Raw genomic sequence first — 16,858 nt, forward strand, 5'->3', positions numbered from 1 at the left:
AGTCGGCAATGACCGACAGAGCGATCACCGGCATGGAAACCTCCACCGCTCAAGCCATCAAGCTGGCTGTCGTCTCCGCCACCGGGCTTTCGAAGGACGCGCTGCATATCTACTTCGGCATGGCGGTGTTCGTCGTCCTTGCAGCTATCAGCAAGCAGCTAAGGCCCTATCTGGCCTGGTCATGCGTGCTGGCCCTGGCCTGCCTGGGCGAGATTGTCGACTGGCGGAATGACGTGCAGAGCCTTGGCTACTGGCGCTGGCAGGCGAGCCTGCACGATGTGCTGAACACCTTGTTCTGGCCGAGCGTGCTGACGTTGCTTTGGTATCTGAGTTCTCGCGCCAAGCATGGTCCGGATCTTCCAGAGGAATGATCAACGACCGACAAGAACGGCAGCGCAGCCCATAAGCGTCCCTCCGTATCGTCGACTATGCCAACCCCTTGGCCATTTCAGCCGAGTGCAGGTTGGGCGCCCAAACCCGGGCGCTGCAACCACTCGCAATAACCCGCCACACCCTGCTCCACCGTCAGCGTCGGCTGCTGATAGCCAACGCTGCGCAAGCGCTCAAGGTCGGCGCAGGTGTAGCACTGGTACTTGCCGCGCAGGTGCTCGGGGAACTCGCTGTACTCAAGTATTCCTTCCAGCAGGGCCATCTCCAGCGATAGCGGCGGCTGGTCCTGCTGCTCGCGCAGGCGGTTGATCACTGCCAGGGCCACGTCATTGAATGGCTGGGCGCGGCCGCTGCCGACGTTGAACAGGCCACTCAACTGCGGCCGGTCGAGGAAGAACAGATTGACCCGGACCACATCCTCGACCGCCACGAAATCGCGCAGGTGAGCGCCGCTGGGGTAGTCGCCATAGCTGCCGAACAGGCTGACCTTGCCATCGGCCTGATACTGGTTGAAACAGTGCAAGGCTACCGAGGCCATGGCGCCTTTGTGCTGTTCGTGGGGGCCATAGACGTTGAAGTAACGCAGGCCGACGATCTGGCTGCGTGCTTGGGCCAGTTGCCGACGCACGCGCTGGTCGAAGAGGAACTTCGAGTAGCCGTAAACGTTCAAGGGCCGTTCGCATTCACGCTGCTCGCGAAAGTCGCGCCCGGCGCCATACACCGCTGCCGACGAGGCATACAGCAGCGGCACCTGCAGGGCCTGGGCGGCGTCGAGCAGGTCGCGGCTGTAGCGGTAGTTGTTGTCCATCATGAAGCGCCCGTCGCCTTCGACGGTGCTGGAGCAAGCGCCCTGGTGCAGCACGGCGCGTACCTTGCCGAACTGGCCACGACCGAAACGCTGAAGAAAATCGTCCTTGTCCAGGTAGTCGGCGATTTCGCAGTCAGCCAGGTTGCGAAACTTGTCGCCATCGCTCAAGTCATCGACCGCGATGATGTCGGTTTCGCCGCGCTGATTGAGGGCCTGGACCAGGTTGCTACCGATAAAACCGGCGGCGCCGGTGACGATAATGGTCATGCGATTTCCCCCTTTGAGGGCACAGAGGCCTCAGTCTAGGGGGTGGCAATTGAGCAAATATTAACCAGGGTCAATGGTTTTGTCGGTTGCGGGAGGCTCAAGCCTTTGCTCGTTGACGTTGTTTGGCCGCGCGCTCAACGGCGGGCTTTGGCCGCACGTGCTTTACGATCCCGGGTGCGCTCTTCGCGGATCTCGAACAGGCAGATACGCATTTCGCGGTAGCGCTTGCTATTGAGAACAAGGAGTCCAAGCAGCGGGAACAAAATACCCGTCGTGTAGGAGAACGGATGAGGCCGGTAGCCATACGTGGGCAAGACGATGAACAGGCAAGCCAGAAATACGCCAACCACCACCCACAAACCCCAGGGACGCCCTCTGACAACGGCGATGTGCCCGCCAGTAACGATGACAGTGACAATCGCTGTAGTCATCAGAAATGAGCGAATATCAGCGCTAAGCAGATAAGTGCTCCAGACCAGCGAAAGCGTGCACCCTACGGCAAGACAGGAGAGGAAGTAAGTGCAAAGGAACGTCGGGAAAAAGCGGGCTAGAAAATCTTTCAGTTTGGAATTTTGATTCATTCCGCCAGCTCCTCATACAAGCCCACCGCGATTGTCTGCACGGTATTGCTACCCGCAAGGCCCGTGGCGGCACCGAGCGAATCCTTGATCAGGGTCTGTGTCGCGTGCTTGAACTCGGTAGGGGTGTAGCGCTTGACCAGCTCGCCCGCGCTTTGTTTGAGTTTCAACTGTTTGGCCGTAAGTGACGGGTGTTTGATCAACAACAATTCTTTGGTCAGTGACTTGCGTTGTTGCCGACTCAAGGTCTTGGTCAGCTCATACCAACTGCTGCCAGTGGCGGCCTTGCGCACTTGCAGGTACTTCACCGTGTTCAGACCGGAAGCACCTACGCCAAGCAATGAGACAGCATCCAGAACCGGCATGACTGCTTGAAACCAGACGTTCTGGTCCATTTCGTCGTTGTCGGATGGGTTGTTGATCTCGTTATAGGTTCTGGCGATCCCAACAATGCATTGACCGGAGCTGGCGAGTGCCGCCGCACCGCCCACGTAACTCAATGCCAGACTCGTGCCGCCGGTAAATGGCACGGCTATCGAACCACTGAACAAAACAATCCAGCCAAGAACTGCTCCGGTACAAGACAAGGTGGTGTTGACCGCCTCCTTGACCACCCGTGACTCACGTGGATTGTTCTGCAACTGGTGCATGAATTGCGCAGGAGCCTGGTACTTCGGGGCCTCACGCAAAATCACCCGCTTGGGCAACACACTGCAAATCGGCTGAAACTCACGCAGGGTAACCACGTTGTAATCCGCATCGATATACACCACCCCCCGCACCGACGATGCCCGGGTCGGCATCAATGGCAGCGAAGAGTTTCGGCAGATTGATGCGGCTTTCGATGCGCTGCCTGGCGAAAAACTGCGACGGATTGCTATCCAGTCGGCTGAGCAACTCACTCATCTACGGTCTTCCTTGAAACGGCACAGCAGGCCGCCCGGCCTGTTACTGCCGGGCCGGGCGACGCTGCTGCTCAGGCCTTACACGTTAGGGCAAGGCACTGGCGCCCAGTCACCCATGTCAGGGTTTTTGCACATGCTGTTGACCTGGCTCTGGCCGGCGCTGGCAACCTTCTGGCTTTCAGCCTTCTTGGCGTTGGCGTCCTGCAGGGTCTTTTCGGTAGCAACGGCTTCCTTCGGCACCTCTGGCAGCTCTTTCTTCGCCTGGGCCGGGGCTTTGGTCTTGGTTTTGGCGGTGGTGGTTTTCTTGGCGTTGCCGGTGGCCAGCACTGGCGCTTCGGCTTCGGCAACCACCACGACGTCGTTACGCTGTACGCCGACCTGCTTGAGGTCTTGCTCGTAGGCCTGGGTGTAGTTGTTGAGGTTCTCACCCAGACGGCCGTTGACCGCGGTGATCAGGTTGTTCGACTCCTGCAGGCCGGCGATGATTTCCGCCAGGCGCTTGCGGCCTTCGCTGTCGCTGATCTTGTTGGCTTTGCGGCCGTCCATCAGGTTGCTGAACTCACGCTGGTAGCAAGCCTGGGAGGCTTTGGCGTAAGCGGTGCTGCGGTCCATGTCGACCGCGCTCTTGTTGATGTCGGTGGCGTAGGAGCCAATGCGCTGGTTGTCATCGCTGATCTGCTTCTGGCGCTCGGTGTAGTAACCGGCGGCACCGCCGACCAGGGCACCACCGGCAGCACCGATGGCGGCATTACGGCCACGGGTGTCGGAGTTGCCGGTCAGGGCGCCGGTCAGGGCGCCGCCGACGGCACCGATCAGGGCACCGGTGGCGACCGACTTGGTCATGTCCGAATCGGTGGCGCGCAGGTGCTGGACCGGCTCGTAGCAGCTCGGGTAGTACTCGACCTTGGTCGTCGCACCGACCTTGGACGCCGGCGAGCTGGCGCAGCCAGTCAGCAGGACGGTGCTGAAACCGGCCGCCAGCAGCAGCGCGGCCCGGCCGTTGGAAGCAGTGAAGAAGGGCTTGCGAGTTGAAAGCATGGTCAGGTTCTCTCTCTGTTTAGACACGCCCGGAACAACCTCATGTCGCCCCGGCCACTACGATGCTCGCCCGACAGCCGCTCAAGGTTGCGGAGCGGCTGATGCGAGCAGTTCTTTCAAAATCGTCGCCGGGTCCGCACGCCGTTGCTGGCGGTAGTCGCCGACATGGCGGACGAACAGGGTCGCGCGGCTGAGCAGGCTCTTGCCCAGTACCGGCTTGCGATTGAGTTCTTCCTTGACCCGCTGGAACTGCGCCTGGATCACCGCATCGGTGTAGCGCGTGCCAGTGGCAAGGTTGTCGATGTAGATCGCCACGGCGCCGTCGAGGGCGCTGCGGCCGTTGTTGATCGCGGCGGCGAACAGCTTGGCGCTGGTGTCGTCACCGGAAGCCTTGGCCTGCTGCTGGGTCTTTTGCAGGTTGGTCAGGCGGATGTTGTAGTTGTTGATGGTTTCGGCCACCAGGGCCGCCGACTGGATCAGGTTGCCGGCGGCTTCTTCGCGCTGCTGGGCGATCAGCGAGACGTTGCGCTTGAGCTCTTCGTTGACCAGGCCAAGCTCCGCTTGCAGGCGCGGGTCGGCGCTGGCGGCGATGATGCTGTCCAGACGCTTGGTCGGGTCCTGGGCGTCGTCGATGGCATCGGTCAGCGAGGCCAGGCGGCCCTCTTTCTGCCACTGTTCGAACAGTTCCTCATAACGCGAACGCGGGGCCGACAGGGCGCCGATGGCGACACGGAAACCTGTAGTTTCATTGCTTTGCTCAGTGCCATCGGCGCCGAACAGCGGGTACTCGCGGCGCATGCCGGTGAACAGCGTGCCCTCGCCTTCCAAGTAGTTGCCGCCCTTGACCACGAAGCCGCCATAAGCACCCTGGCGGCGCCCGGCATGCACCAGCTGGAACGACTCCTGGACCATTTCCGCGGCGTTGCCGACAACGTCGAACAGCCCCAACGGGTTGGGCAACTTGGTGCCGATCGGGGTCAGGCGCGCAGCCTGGCCGGTGCCGCCAGCCACCTGGTTGAACACCGCCCAGTCGGCCAATGGGCCATCGCTTTCGCTGCCTTCAAGGCGTCGCGGGAACAGCCGGCCTTCCAGCTCCTGGCGACTGACGGCAGAGCCACCACGGGCAGCGAACTCCCATTCCACTTCGGTCGGCAGGCGCACAAAGCCGATACCGCCATCTTCAGCCTTCTTGCCACGGCCGCTGACCGGCAGCAGGTCGCGGTGGTTTTTCATCAACCAGGCGCTGTAGACCGCGGCAAAACGCTCGGCTTCAAAACGCGACAGCTTGACCTTGGGCAACCGCGCAGCCATGCCGGTCGGCGCCTCACAGGCCGGCGCCGGCTCGCCGCTGGCCAGCGACTGGGCCTGGGCCATCACCTGCGCGTACTGGCGGGCGGTGACTTCGTACTTGCCGATGAAGTACATCATCGGTTTCAGCGGGCTGCCGGCGTCGGTTTTCGGCAAGCTCGGGCCGATGCGTTTTTTCCAGTCGGCGGAGAGGTCCTGCAGGCTGAACTGACCGTTGATGAAGTCGCGGCGATAACCGGAAATGAACGACTGTTTGTAGCCCGCCTCGCCTTCGCTGAAGGGGTAGCCGAGGTTCACTTCCCGGTCATCGAGGCTGCCCTGGGCCAGCACATAGACATGACGGAAGACCATCTCGCCGTCGCACGGCAACGGCAGGCTGATGTCGTCAGCCAGCGGCTTGGGGTTGTCCAGCTTGTTGCTGGCAGGTTTGGGCTCGTCTTCGGCCTGGGCACAGGACACCAGGCTCAGGGCGGCGACGATCAGCGCCAGGGCGGGGAAGCGGCGGTCAAACATCTCGAATTCCTTCACAAGCGTCTATTCGCGCCACACGCCAGCCGCCCAGGGCGGCAGCGGCCGCGCTGGCCAGCAACACAGCGAGCAGGGCGACGAGGTAATGCGACGGGAGCAGATGGCTGGCGTACTCACCGGGCATCTGCATGAACAACTGGTTGAGGCCGCTCTCGGCCAAGGCGTACAGCGCAGCGCCAATGACGGCGGCAAGCACACCGCTGTACAGCGCCTGCAGCACGACGAAGGCCAGCAAGGCGCAAGTACTGAAACCGAGCAGGCGCAACACCGACAGCTCGCGGCGCTTGCGCTCGACCGCTGCCAGGGCGCCGGCGCAGATAGCCGCGAACGCGCCAGCCACAGCCAGCGCGGCAATGATCCAGAACACCAGGGTCAGGTTGCGGCTCAACGACTGCACCTGGGCAATGGCCGGGGCCTGGGTTGAAACCAGCAATTGGCGGTCGGCAAAGAAGCGGCGCAACGGCTCGACATCGGTGAGGTTGCGCGCATACAGGCGAAAGGCCGGGTAGACCCGTTGCGCCTCGCCGGCCTTGGTCTCCCCTTCCCAGGCAAAGGCGGGTACGGCGCGGCCATCGCGGTAGTCTTCGGCAGCTTCCAGCAGCGCCAGCGGGGCGAACAAGGCGTCACGCTCGAAGGCTTCCATCGGCAATACGGCCAAGACCTTCAAGGTAGTGCGTTGAGCCTGAATCTGCCCGGCCAGCTGGCGGCTGAACGACGCCTCAAGCGAGTCGCCTGCCTGAGCGCCAAGCTTCTCCGCCGCCGTGCGGCTGAGGACGATCTGGTCGATGCCGTGGGGGATTTGCAGCCCCTGCAGAAGCGGGTCGCGGAGCGCCGTCGGGATCATCTCGACGTTCACCACCACCTTGCGGGCAGACAGCACCAGATCAGCAGTCGCGGCAATTTGCCGGGTACGCGGCAAGGCAAAGGCCACATCCGGACGCTCGGCCAACTCGGCAACGAAACCCGCGCTGAAACGGCCACCGCCCAACGGGATGATTTCCCGCACCGCCGGGTCGCGCTGCAGACGCTCGGTCAGGCTGCTGACCAGGCCGAACTTCAGGCCGAACAGCACCAGCAACGGCGCAATCACCGCCACCAGCGCCAACACGCTACAGGCAGACAGCCGCGCGTCGTTGCGGTAATCCCGCCAAGCCAGGGCGGCGATCAGCATCGGGCGCATTACGACTGACCCTCCAGCGTGGCGGTCACGCCACCGTCGGCATCGCGGCGGCAGCTCATGTGCAACACCTGCAAGCCGGCATCGCGGGCCAGCGCCTCATCATGGGTGGCGATCAGGCAGGCCACCTGCCGCGCTTGCGCCTGACGCAGCAACAGCTGCATCACCCGTTCGGCATTGATTGGATCAAGGGCCGCCGTCGGCTCATCGGCCAGCAGCAGGTCGGGGTTGTGCGCCAGGGCACGGGCGCAGCTGACCCGCTGGCGTTGGCCGACCGATAAGGCTGTCGGCTTCTTGTCGAGCTGGTCGTCAATCTCCAGTTGCTCGGCCAGGCGCTGCACGCTGCCGTCATCGCCCAGGCCAAGCACCTGACGAGGCAGAGCGATGTTGCTGCGCACGTCGAGAAAGCCCAGCAGGCCGCCCGCTTGCAACACATAACCCAGGTGCCGGCGGCGCAGGTGCGCCAGCCGGTCCTGACGCTGTTCACGCCACAGCTGCTGGACATCGTAGGTGTGCGAGTCGGTGCTGAACACGAAGCGCTCGGCCTGATCCGGCTGCAGCACCAACGCCAGCAGGTCGAGCAAGGTGCTCTTGCCGCAACCGCTGGGGCCGACCAGCGCCAGCTGCTGACCGGCGCGCAGCTCCAGACGCTCGATCTCCAGGCTGTAGCGCTGGCTGCCGAGGCCGCGGGTTTTGCGCAGCGCGTGCAGGCTGATCATCACGGCAGCGTCGACAACGGAACACGGTACAAGGCATCACCGGGCTCGGCATTGCCGAAGCGCACCCAGTTGGCCATGTCGTTGTGGAAGGTTTCGTACAGGCGGATCTTCGAATCCAGCTCGTCGATGAAATCCTCCTGTTCGGCAACGCTGAGCGACAACCACAGGTCCTGGGTCATGCTCAGGGATTTGCTGCGGTATGGCAGGCCCTCCAGGTATTCGCCCAGCACCCCGCCTTCGGCAAGGTTGGCGCCCTTGCGCAGGGCGGCCGGGTCGCGACTCATGTAAGCACTGGCGCTGGCGATTTCCTGGAAGAAATCCTTGGGCGAAGTGCGGGTCTTGCGCGCGGCATCAACGATCAGTTTCAGCGACTGTTGCAGGTCGTTGAGTTGCAGCTTGGTAAGCATCACGCAAACCTGCAGGGTTGGCAGCGCCGGGTTGGTCAGGTCGCGGTCCGAGGTCCAGGCGCTGACCAGTTGCGGGGCCTGGCTGGCGCTCTTGCGGCCGAGAAAATCCATATGCATGGCATAGCCGATGGCGGCTGATTTATCTGCAACGCTCGGCGAGGCGGCCAACAGCGGCACCGGCTGCGCCTGGTTGCTGCGCACCTGATGAACCAGGTCGGCGAAGCTCGAGCCGATCTCGCGCACCCGCTCGCCGAACTTGTTCACATCACCACCGGGCACCGACACATACAGATCGCCGATCTGCGGGTTGGCATCGGCAGTCAACACCCGGTACTGCTGCTCGGCGTAGGCGTGGTTCTTCTTGCCGGCGTCGGTGCGCAGGTGCAAGGCGTAGATTTTGATCTGCTTGCTCAGGGCCGCCTGGCGCACTTCCGCTTCGTTCATCTGGGTGCTGCTGTAGCGGTCGTTCTTGCGCAAGGAGCCGGCATCGCTGACCAACAGGATCAGGCGACCGCCATAGCCGGACCAGTCCATGCCGTCGACCGCCTGCATGATCCCGGCAAAGGCGTCTTCGTTGAACGAGTGGCTGGAGACGTTGGTGGCCTTGACCTGTTCGGCCAGCTTCAGAAAACGCTCGGGGTCGCGGCCCTGGTCCAGGGTCACCAGGGTCTTGGTCAGGTATTCCAGGGCCGGTGTGCGCGTGGTGTTGTTGCGAAAGCCGACCAGGCCGAAGCTGACGTTATCCAGCTCGCCACGGCGCGAGATCTGTCCATGCAGCTCGTGCACCACCTGGCGCACCTGATCGATATAGGGCTGCATCGACACCGACGTATCCACCACCAGCACCACGGCGGTACGGAAGGCATCGCTGGAGGTGGCCATGCCGGCGGCCTTGGGTTCACTGCTGCGCGCGCTGCTGCCTGGGTCGATGGAGGCGACATTGAGCAGTTGCAGCGGCTGGCCGTTTTCGTCAAAGCTCTCACGCGCCTCGAAGATCGGCATCAGGTAGAACTGGTCTTGAGGCACGGCACTGGCGCTGGGTTCCAGGGCCATCACCTGCGGTACTTCGTCCGGGTTGTTCTGCGCCTTGAGCAGCTCGCTGCGAGCGGCCGAGGTATCGCCGAGCAAGCGCTCAAGCTCGTCGGCCTGGCGCAGGAACATCACTGGCGCGCGCCCCGAGCGTTCAGTGAACTTGAGTACCAGGCTCTGCTTCCAGTCACTGACCTGAGAGGCTGGCAACCAGCCGTCGCGGCGGCCATCACTGGCGGTGCCGACCTGCAGCCAGGGGCTGCCGTTGACGTCCTGGCGCTGGTAGACATAGAGCACGGTAAAGGCCGGCAGGGTATCGCTGGGCGTGGCGCCCGGCTGGCTGACGACCTGGGCGCCAGGCTTGCTCAGCACACGCTGGAACAGGGTTTTCTTGCCGGCCATCAGCAGCGGCCGATCACCGTCGTTGCTAGCGGCTACGGGCATCTGCGGCGCCGGCGCGGGGGGTTGCACCGACGGCGCCTCAACGACCTGTTCATCGCCACTCATGCTCCAATAGCCCACCCCGCCCAGGCCCAGGGCGGCCGCGACGGCTATGGCGAGTAGGGCCAACGCCGGACGCTTGCGCGGTGCCGGCGGTGGCGATGCCTTGGCGATCGGTTCCGGTGTTGGCGCGGGAGGCAGCTGTGGAGTCTGCACCGCTACAGGCGTCACCAGGCTGGTAATTGGCAGCGGCTGGATCAAGGTGCTGTCAGCTTCTTGCGCTGGCAGGCGATCGAGCGCCGCCAGCAGCGTCTCGGCATCGGCGTAGCGCTCGGCCGGGTCCTTGGCCAGCAAGCCACGGAGGATCTCCTGATACCGGCCGTGCTCGATCGGCAGCTCCGGCAACGGTTCGGTCAAATGCGCCAGCGCCGTCGACAGCGCATCGTTGCCGCTGTACGGCAGCTTGCCAACCAGCATCTCGTAGAACACCACGCCCAGGGCGTAGAGGTCGGCACGGCCGTCGATTTCCTGGCCGCGCGCCTGCTCCGGGCTCATGTAGCTCGGGGTGCCGACGGCAAAACCGGCCTGGGTGAACTGGGTCCGGTCATCCAGCGACTTGGCGATGCCGAAGTCCGACAGCACTGCGGTGCCATCGGCGCGAAACAGAATGTTGGCCGGTTTGACGTCACGGTGCACCAGGCCCTGGGCGTGGGCGTAACCCAGTGCCGAGGCGATCTGGCGGATGTACGACAGGCCCTGCTCCGGCGTTACCCCGGCGGCAATGCGTTCCTTGAGGGTTCCGTTGGGCAGGTACTCCATGGCCATGTAGTACAGCTCGCCGACATTGCCGATGTCGTGGATGGTCACCGTGTGCGGGTGCGACAACCGCGCCAGGGTTCGGCCTTCACGCAGGAAGCGCTCGCAGAAGGTCGGGTCGGCGGCCAGCGCCGCGGCCATGACCTTCAATGCCACCTTGCGCTCCAGCGAGCGCTGGGTGGCCAGGTAGACGGTGGCCATGGCGCCTTCGCCAATCTCGCCGTCGATGTCGTATCCGGGGATCACTTTGTCCATGTGCTTGGTCTTCAACCGGCCTTGATGACGACGGCGGTAATGTTGTCGGGGGCGCCCCGGGTCAGGCCCAGGTGCACCAGGCTGCGTACCACCTGATAGGGGTCGCTGTGGCCCAGCACTTCGCGAATTTCATGGTCTTCGACGGTCTTGTTGACGCCGTCGCTGCACAGCAGGTAGGTATCGCCGGGGAGGATGTGCAGGGGCACGCTTTCGAGCTCCAGCTCAGGCTCGACGCCGATTGCCCGGGTCACGATATTGGCCCGCGGATGCACCCGTGCTTCAGCCTCGCTGAGCAGGCCGCTGTCCTGCAGTTCCTGTACATAACTGTGGTCGCGGGAGATACCTTCCAGGCGCCCATCGCGCAGGCGGTACAGGCGGCTGTCGCCGGCCCACAGGCAGACGCCCTGATCACCACGCACCGCCAGCAATACCAGGGTGCTGCCCATCATCGCCACACCACGCCGGACACTTTCTTCGCGCACCGCCGCATTGACCGCCGACAGCCTCCCGCGCAGCACCTGCGCGTAATCGTCCAGGGACGGCGTGGACGGTAACCGGCGCAAGGTATCGACGATCAGGCAACTGACGTAATCGCCCGCTGCATGCCCGCCCATGCCATCGGCAACCGCCCACAGGCCTTCACTGCCAAGGTCCAGGCAGGCGTCTTCGTTGATGCTGCGCACCATGCCGACATGGCTGTAGCTGGCTGCGGTGTAATGCAATGCCGTCATCTAGCGCGCCGCCTCATTGCCCAAAAGAAAACTGGCGAAATCCTCGCTGCGCGGCAAGCCGGCACAGCGTAACAATCCCGCCTCGATACGCTCCGATCCCCGCCCCCACCACAGGCTCATGCCGGCACAGGCACTTTCGGCCAACGCTGCCTGGCGGGCCTCAGGGGTCACTGCGCCAAAGCGCTGCAAACCAGCAACCGCAGGGCTCGAAACCACACTGAGGCGAGGTACGGCACAGCCCTGCACCGCCGCATCGAACGCCTCGAAAGTGGCTTGCGGCTCCAGGGTTGCCAACAGCTGCGCCTCACAACGCTCGAACCAGTCATCCGGGCCACTGACCACGGCCGCCAGCGACTCATCCGACAGCAGAACCTGGGCCAGGGTAAGCGGGAAATAGCGCCCTACCCGGTCGATGCTGGGCATCAGCACGCCCACTACAGCCTGCGGCCCGCACACCCCCGGCGCCAGGGCGAAGCGCCACAGCGGGCTGACCAGGTAGGCCGGCAACCAGTGCTCGGCCAATTGCTGCTGGCTGGCCATCAGCCCCGCCGCCAGCCACTGGTCCCAGGGCTGGATAAAGCTGTGCGGCAAGCCACGGCTGACAAAGTCGCCGCGGCTGGCCAGCTTGCCGTAGAAACCAACGCCATCCATCACAGCCGCTCCGGCAGGCTGAAGCCGCTGAGCACGCGGCTCTTGAACGGGTTGAAGGCGCTATTGGCACGCAACTCGTAAGACACGCTGGCACCATCGACGCGCAGGCGCAGGCTGAAACGATCCGGGCCGTTGCCAGCCACCAGGTCCGACTGGTCGAGCAGGCGGAACCAGGCCCACGGCCCTTCCAGGGTCAACCCTGAACGGCCCGTGGCAGACGGCGGCATGATCGACAGGCGCACCACGCCGATGCTGTTGGGGTTCGGCCACTGCATCGCTACCGGGCGGCTTGGGCCATGGTCGTAGCTGATCTGCTGGCCGTCGAGATCAAGCAGGAACTGGGTGATCGAGGCGTCCATGGCCACCGGCTTGAGCTCGAAGCGCACGGTCGGCTGCAGGCCGCCAGAGCGGAAGAACGCATCCCGAATCGCGGCCGAGCGCTGGAAGGTGTGCAGCACGCCAGGGCCGATGCCAAGCTTCTGCGCCGCGCCCGGCTGCCAGCGCCAGGGGTTGGTCGAGGTATCGACGTACGGCTGCAGGTATTTGCGGAAATAGCTGTCCATCACCCCGCCGACGCCGAAAAACTGGCCGAAGTCATCCAGGGTGGCGTCCCTCGAGCTGCCCGGCGCCAACGGGTAACGACCGCTCAGGGACTGGCGGTAAACGTTGACCACCTCGCTGACCCAAGCGGCGTTGAGTTGGTTGCGCACGCCGCCCATCATGGTGTTGGTGGTCGAAGTCACCACCGATTTGACCAGGCCCTGAACCATCGGCGGCTGGCGTTGGGCGGTGAGGCTGACGCGGTTGGCGGCGGCAGTGGCCTGGTTCTTGGCTTCGCCGAGCAAGGCATCGCCGCTGGCACCGACCATGGCGCTGACCTGCACGTACAAGGCGTTCATGTCGGTGAGCAGGCCGTCGATGGCTGCCGGCTCGCCCTCGCCCTTGCTGACCAGGCTGGCCAGTTCGGCAAAGTGCGCGGTGACCGGGTCTTCAGTTTGCTGCGCCTGGCGGCTATCTGCCGGTGCATCCTGGCCCAGCAGGTTGCCCAGGCGTTGCTTGAGCTGATCGACACCGGCTTCGCCAGCCTTGGCCTGGGCGGCGGCAAGCGGGTCCTGCTGTTGCAGGTTGGTTTCCTTGGCGACTGCGCCAAGCAGTTTTTTCAGCGGCGAAGTCGGCCCGGAAATCACCCGCAATACATCGGCAGCCTGGGCCACGCTGGTGATCGGCACGAAGTCGATATCGGCCAGCAGCGCGTCCCAGTGGCGGATGTAGTCGGCGAAGTACAGGCGGCGCACGTCGGCGGCCAGGCTGCTGACATCGCCTTCATCGGCTTGTTCGCGGCCCAGCACCCAGCGCTCTTCGGCCAGGGTGTTGCTGTGCTGCAGACTGGTAGCGAGGAACGCCTTGCGATACCCCTCGACGGTGAACAGCCCGCTCAATGGCTCGCCCAACGGCTTGCCGCTCTTGCGGCTGAACACCAGCGCAGCATCGCGGCCAGCGGCTTCGCTCAGGCGAAAATCGCTGACGCCGTCTGGCAGCTTCTGGCGCTTGACCCGGTCATAGACGCGCTGGGCCACCGGCAGTTGCTGCAGTTGGCGACGCAAGTCTTCGATCAGGTTGGCATCCAGGCGTGCATTCGGCGGCCGTTTTGCAAACAGCGCCTGCAGGTGCTCACCCAGCGCAGCACGCTGCTCTGGGGCCAAGTCACGGGGCAGGCTTTGCTCCCAGTCGAGGGTGACCCAGGCCTTGATGAAGTCCGGGTCGTAATGCTCGCCATCGGCCAGCATCAGGTAAGCCTTGAGGCCTTCGTAGAGGAAGTCCGAACCGCCGCCACTGTGCAGTTGCTCTTCGATGCGGGTGACCAGGCGCGGGGCGAACACGGCAATCAGCAACTTGCGGTAGACGCTGGCCGATTCGGCCTCAAGCATGTCGCCCTGGTACAGCCCCAGGCCCTCGGCCCAGCTGGGCGGATCTTCGGCCAGGTGACGCACGGCATTGAGCAGCGGCAGCACTGCCAACACATCACGCTGGGCCGGGCTCAGGGTTTGCAAAGTTTGCCCCAGGGGCGCGAGCTTGTGTTCGACCTGGGCAATGTAGGCCTGGTTGGCGCGATAGCTCACCGCCCACAAGGTGCCGACCAGCACTACCAGGGCAATGCTGGCAGCAAGTGCGCCACGGGCCAGCCATTTGCGCCGGCGCTCGACCTTCGGGTTGACCCCGACCAGGCCGCGCTCGGCAAAGGCCACGGCGTTGAACAGTTTTTCGATGAAATAGCTGCGCCCGCTGCCGCTCTGGCGCGCCAGGTGCTGACGGTCCAGGCCCATGCTTTGGGCCATGGCGCCGATCAGGCGGTCGATCGGGCTGCCTTCCTGGGTGCCGCTGGTGAAGTACACGCCACGCAACAGTGCGCGCTCTTCATAGGCATTGGGCTTGAACACGCCGTCGAGGAAGCTCTGCAGATTCGAACGCAAGGCGGCGAACTGCTGGACAAAGCCGTAGACCAGATCGCGCCGCGCCGGATCCCGCTCCTGCTGCAGGCGTTCGACCAAGCGTGCGTTGAGGCGCTGCTCAAGGCCGGCAAACTCGCTCTGGAACTGCGCCAGCGGCCCTTCGGCCGACTGGTCGTCGTCCAGGGCAAAGGTCATGCCCCACACCTGGGCGCGCTCTTCCTTGCTCAGCGTGTCGAAGAACTCCATGAAGCCCGGCACCAGGTCGAGCTTGGTCAGCATCAGGTAGATCGGAAAGCGCACGCCCAGCTGGCTGTACAGCTCCTGGATACGCGAGCGAATGGCCGCCGCATGGGCGGCACGTTCCGCGTCGCTGCCCAGCAGCAGGTCGGACAGACTGATGGCGATGAAGGCGCCGTCGATCGGCCGGCGCGCGCGCTGCTTCTTCAGCAGGTCAAGGAAACCCAGCCAGGCCGCCTTGTCGACCTGGGCATGGCTGTCCTGGGTGGTGTAGCGCCCAGCGGTATCCAGCAGCACAGCCTGGTCGGTAAACCACCAGTCGCAGTTGCGGGTGCCGCCAACGCCGCGAATCGCCCCGGCGCCAAGCTGCGCCGCGAGCGGAAAATGCAGGCCGGAGTTGACCAGTGCGGTGGTCTTGCCCGAGCCCGGCGGGCCGATGATCACGTACCACGGCAGCTCATACAGATTGCGCCGCTCATCACCGCCAAGACGGGCCTTTTTCAGCAGTGCCAGGGCCTCGTCCATGCGCTGGCGCAGGGTGGCCAGTTCTTCAGCGGTGGCAACGCTGGCAGGGTCCGGGGCGGTTTCTGCGGCCAGGCTGCGCATGACTTCTGCCGCCTGGCGGCGGGCCTGGATGAAGCGCCACAGGCGATAACCGATCCACGCCGCAAACAGCAGCGCGATCAGGGCCCAGCGGCGCCCCGCCGGGACCAGCACGTCCCACAGCGGGCCGATGAACCAGATGATCAGGCTCAGGGCGATCAAGCCCAGCAGCGGGATCACCCAGCGAACGACAAAACCGAAAAACGCCTTCACTCGACCCCCTCCGCCAATACAGTGATTTCAACCCGGCGGTTCTTTGCCCGGCCTTCGGCCGTGCTGTTCGGTGCCAGTGGTTCAGTGTCGCTCAGGCCCTGCGCGCTAAAGCGTGCGGGCTGGCCGGTCTTGGCTGCCAGAATCTGCTGAACCTGCTCGGCACGGGCCTGGGACAGCGCCCAGTTGGACGGGAAGCGCAAGGTTGCAATTGGCCGGTTGTCACTGTGGCCGGTGATCCGCACCTGGCCCTTGACCTGGCCAATGGCGTCGGCGATGCGCAGCATCAGTGGCTGCAAGCTGTCGTTGATACTGGTACTGGCCGAAGCGAACAACTCGTCGCCGCGGATGGTCACCACCGAGCGGTCGACGGCGTCTTCGACACTGACCCGCCCGGCCTTGATATCGCTGGCCAGGAAACCCGCCAGGCGCGGGCGTTCCACTGGCTTGGGCTGGGTCACCGGGCGGTCGATGGCCTGCACCGGGATCTCGCCCAGGGCATGAATGTTCTTGAACACCGGTTCGGCGTCGGCCGCGAGCATGAAGCGCAGGGCGAACAGCAGCGCCAGCAACAACGCCAGGGCAATGGCCAGGCCAACCCAGGGCGGCATGAACTGCGACAGTCGATCACGCGTGACGCTGACCCCGCGCCAGTGCGGCGACAGCTCGCGCTCGAACTCGCCACGGGCGCTGCGAATGGCGGCCGCAGTACGCTCACGCAAGGCGTCAAGCTGGGCACGACCGCCGTTCATGACCCGATAGCGGCCTTCGAAGCCCAGGCACATGCACAGGTACAGCAACTCCAGCAGATACAGGCGTTCGCGCGGGCTCTGCAGGCAGTGCTCAAGCAACTGGAAAACCTTCTCGCCGCCCCAGGCTTCGTTGTGCACAGTGATCAGCAAACTCTGCTTGCCCCAGTCACTGCCACTGCCCCAGGGCGTGCTCAGTACGGCTTCATCGAGGGCGGTACACAGGGCGTAACGGGCCAGCAGCACTTCGTTACGCGCCACACCGGCGGCTTCGGCGCGCTCTTCGAACTGGCGCAGGTAGGCCAGCAACTGCGCACGCAGGCTGGCCGGGGCCGGATGGGCAATGGTGCTGCGCAAGCGGGTCAGCAACGCCAGCAATGGCCCGGCGGCGCTTTCCAGCGGGTTCAGGCCAAGCGCCTGGCCACCGGGCAACGGCTGCGCCGGCATCGACGGCGGCACGGCCGGCTCCGGCGTACCGGCTTGCGGGCCACGGCCACCGGGGCGCGGCATGAACTGGGTGCGGTCGTTGGCCGGTGGTGCCGATGGGTCGTTAGGCTGCAT

General features: G+C 64.4%; 12 protein-coding genes and 1 pseudogene. 1 reads left to right on the plus strand and 12 read right to left on the minus strand.

What is annotated here, in order from left to right; translation table 11 throughout:
* The first annotated feature begins 8 nt into the window (after positions 1-8).
* On the plus strand, positions 9-371 hold the full coding sequence (locus PspR32_RS24440; protein ID WP_232531787.1) for a hypothetical protein: 363 nt from the start codon (positions 9-11) through the stop codon (positions 369-371).
* 77 nt (positions 372-448) lie between these two features.
* On the opposite strand, the gene rfaD is transcribed toward PspR32_RS24440, so the two are convergent.
* From rfaD to PspR32_RS24500, 12 genes and pseudogenes are all read right to left on the minus strand, one after another.
* Positions 449-1,465, minus strand: coding sequence for an ADP-glyceromanno-heptose 6-epimerase (gene rfaD, locus PspR32_RS24445; protein ID WP_159389281.1), 1,017 nt, complete (start codon positions 1,463-1,465; stop codon positions 449-451).
* Between the two features lie 134 nt (positions 1,466-1,599).
* Positions 1,600-2,046 (minus strand): hypothetical protein, encoded by a 447-nt coding sequence (locus PspR32_RS24450; protein ID WP_100781807.1) that lies wholly within the window; start codon positions 2,044-2,046, stop codon positions 1,600-1,602.
* Positions 2,043-2,949: pseudogene (locus PspR32_RS24455) on the minus strand (NAD synthetase). The gene PspR32_RS24450 and the pseudogene PspR32_RS24455 overlap by 4 nt, the downstream one beginning before the upstream one ends.
* A 77-nt stretch (positions 2,950-3,026) precedes the next feature.
* Entirely contained in the window at positions 3,027-3,986 is a 960-nt protein-coding gene (gene tagQ, locus PspR32_RS24460) for a type VI secretion system-associated lipoprotein TagQ (protein ID WP_159389414.1), read from the minus strand.
* 81 nt (positions 3,987-4,067) lie between these two features.
* Positions 4,068-5,807, minus strand: coding sequence for a formylglycine-generating enzyme family protein (locus tag PspR32_RS24465; protein WP_051636749.1), 1,740 nt, complete (start codon positions 5,805-5,807; stop codon positions 4,068-4,070).
* Positions 5,800-7,002, minus strand: coding sequence for an FtsX-like permease family protein (locus PspR32_RS24470; protein WP_159389282.1), 1,203 nt, complete (start codon positions 7,000-7,002; stop codon positions 5,800-5,802). The genes PspR32_RS24465 and PspR32_RS24470 overlap by 8 nt, the downstream gene beginning before the upstream one ends.
* Positions 7,002-7,718 carry an ABC transporter ATP-binding protein gene (locus PspR32_RS24475; RefSeq protein WP_159389283.1) on the minus strand — a complete coding sequence of 239 codons (717 nt, stop codon included), beginning with the start codon at positions 7,716-7,718 and terminating at the stop codon, positions 7,002-7,004. The genes PspR32_RS24470 and PspR32_RS24475 overlap by 1 nt, the downstream gene beginning before the upstream one ends.
* Positions 7,718-10,666, minus strand: a complete 2,949-nt coding sequence (locus tag PspR32_RS24480; RefSeq protein WP_159389284.1) for a serine/threonine-protein kinase — start codon at positions 10,664-10,666, stop codon at positions 7,718-7,720. Before PspR32_RS24480 ends, PspR32_RS24475 begins: the two co-directional genes overlap by 1 nt.
* 11 nt (positions 10,667-10,677) lie before the next feature.
* Positions 10,678-11,397, minus strand: coding sequence for a PP2C family protein-serine/threonine phosphatase (locus tag PspR32_RS24485; RefSeq protein WP_010221285.1), 720 nt, complete (start codon positions 11,395-11,397; stop codon positions 10,678-10,680).
* Positions 11,398-12,048, minus strand: coding sequence for a type VI secretion system-associated protein TagF (gene tagF, locus PspR32_RS24490; protein ID WP_010221284.1), 651 nt, complete (start codon positions 12,046-12,048; stop codon positions 11,398-11,400).
* Entirely contained in the window at positions 12,048-15,551 is a 3,504-nt protein-coding gene (gene tssM, locus PspR32_RS24495; protein ID WP_010221283.1) for a type VI secretion system membrane subunit TssM, read from the minus strand. Before tssM ends, tagF begins: the two co-directional genes overlap by 1 nt.
* On the minus strand, positions 15,548-16,858 hold the full coding sequence (locus tag PspR32_RS24500) for a DotU family type VI secretion system protein (RefSeq protein ID WP_010221282.1): 1,311 nt from the start codon (positions 16,856-16,858) through the stop codon (positions 15,548-15,550). The genes tssM and PspR32_RS24500 overlap by 4 nt, the downstream gene beginning before the upstream one ends.

Source organism: Pseudomonas sp. R32 (genome assembly GCF_009866705.1).
Taxonomy (GTDB): domain Bacteria; phylum Pseudomonadota; class Gammaproteobacteria; order Pseudomonadales; family Pseudomonadaceae; genus Aquipseudomonas; species Aquipseudomonas donghuensis.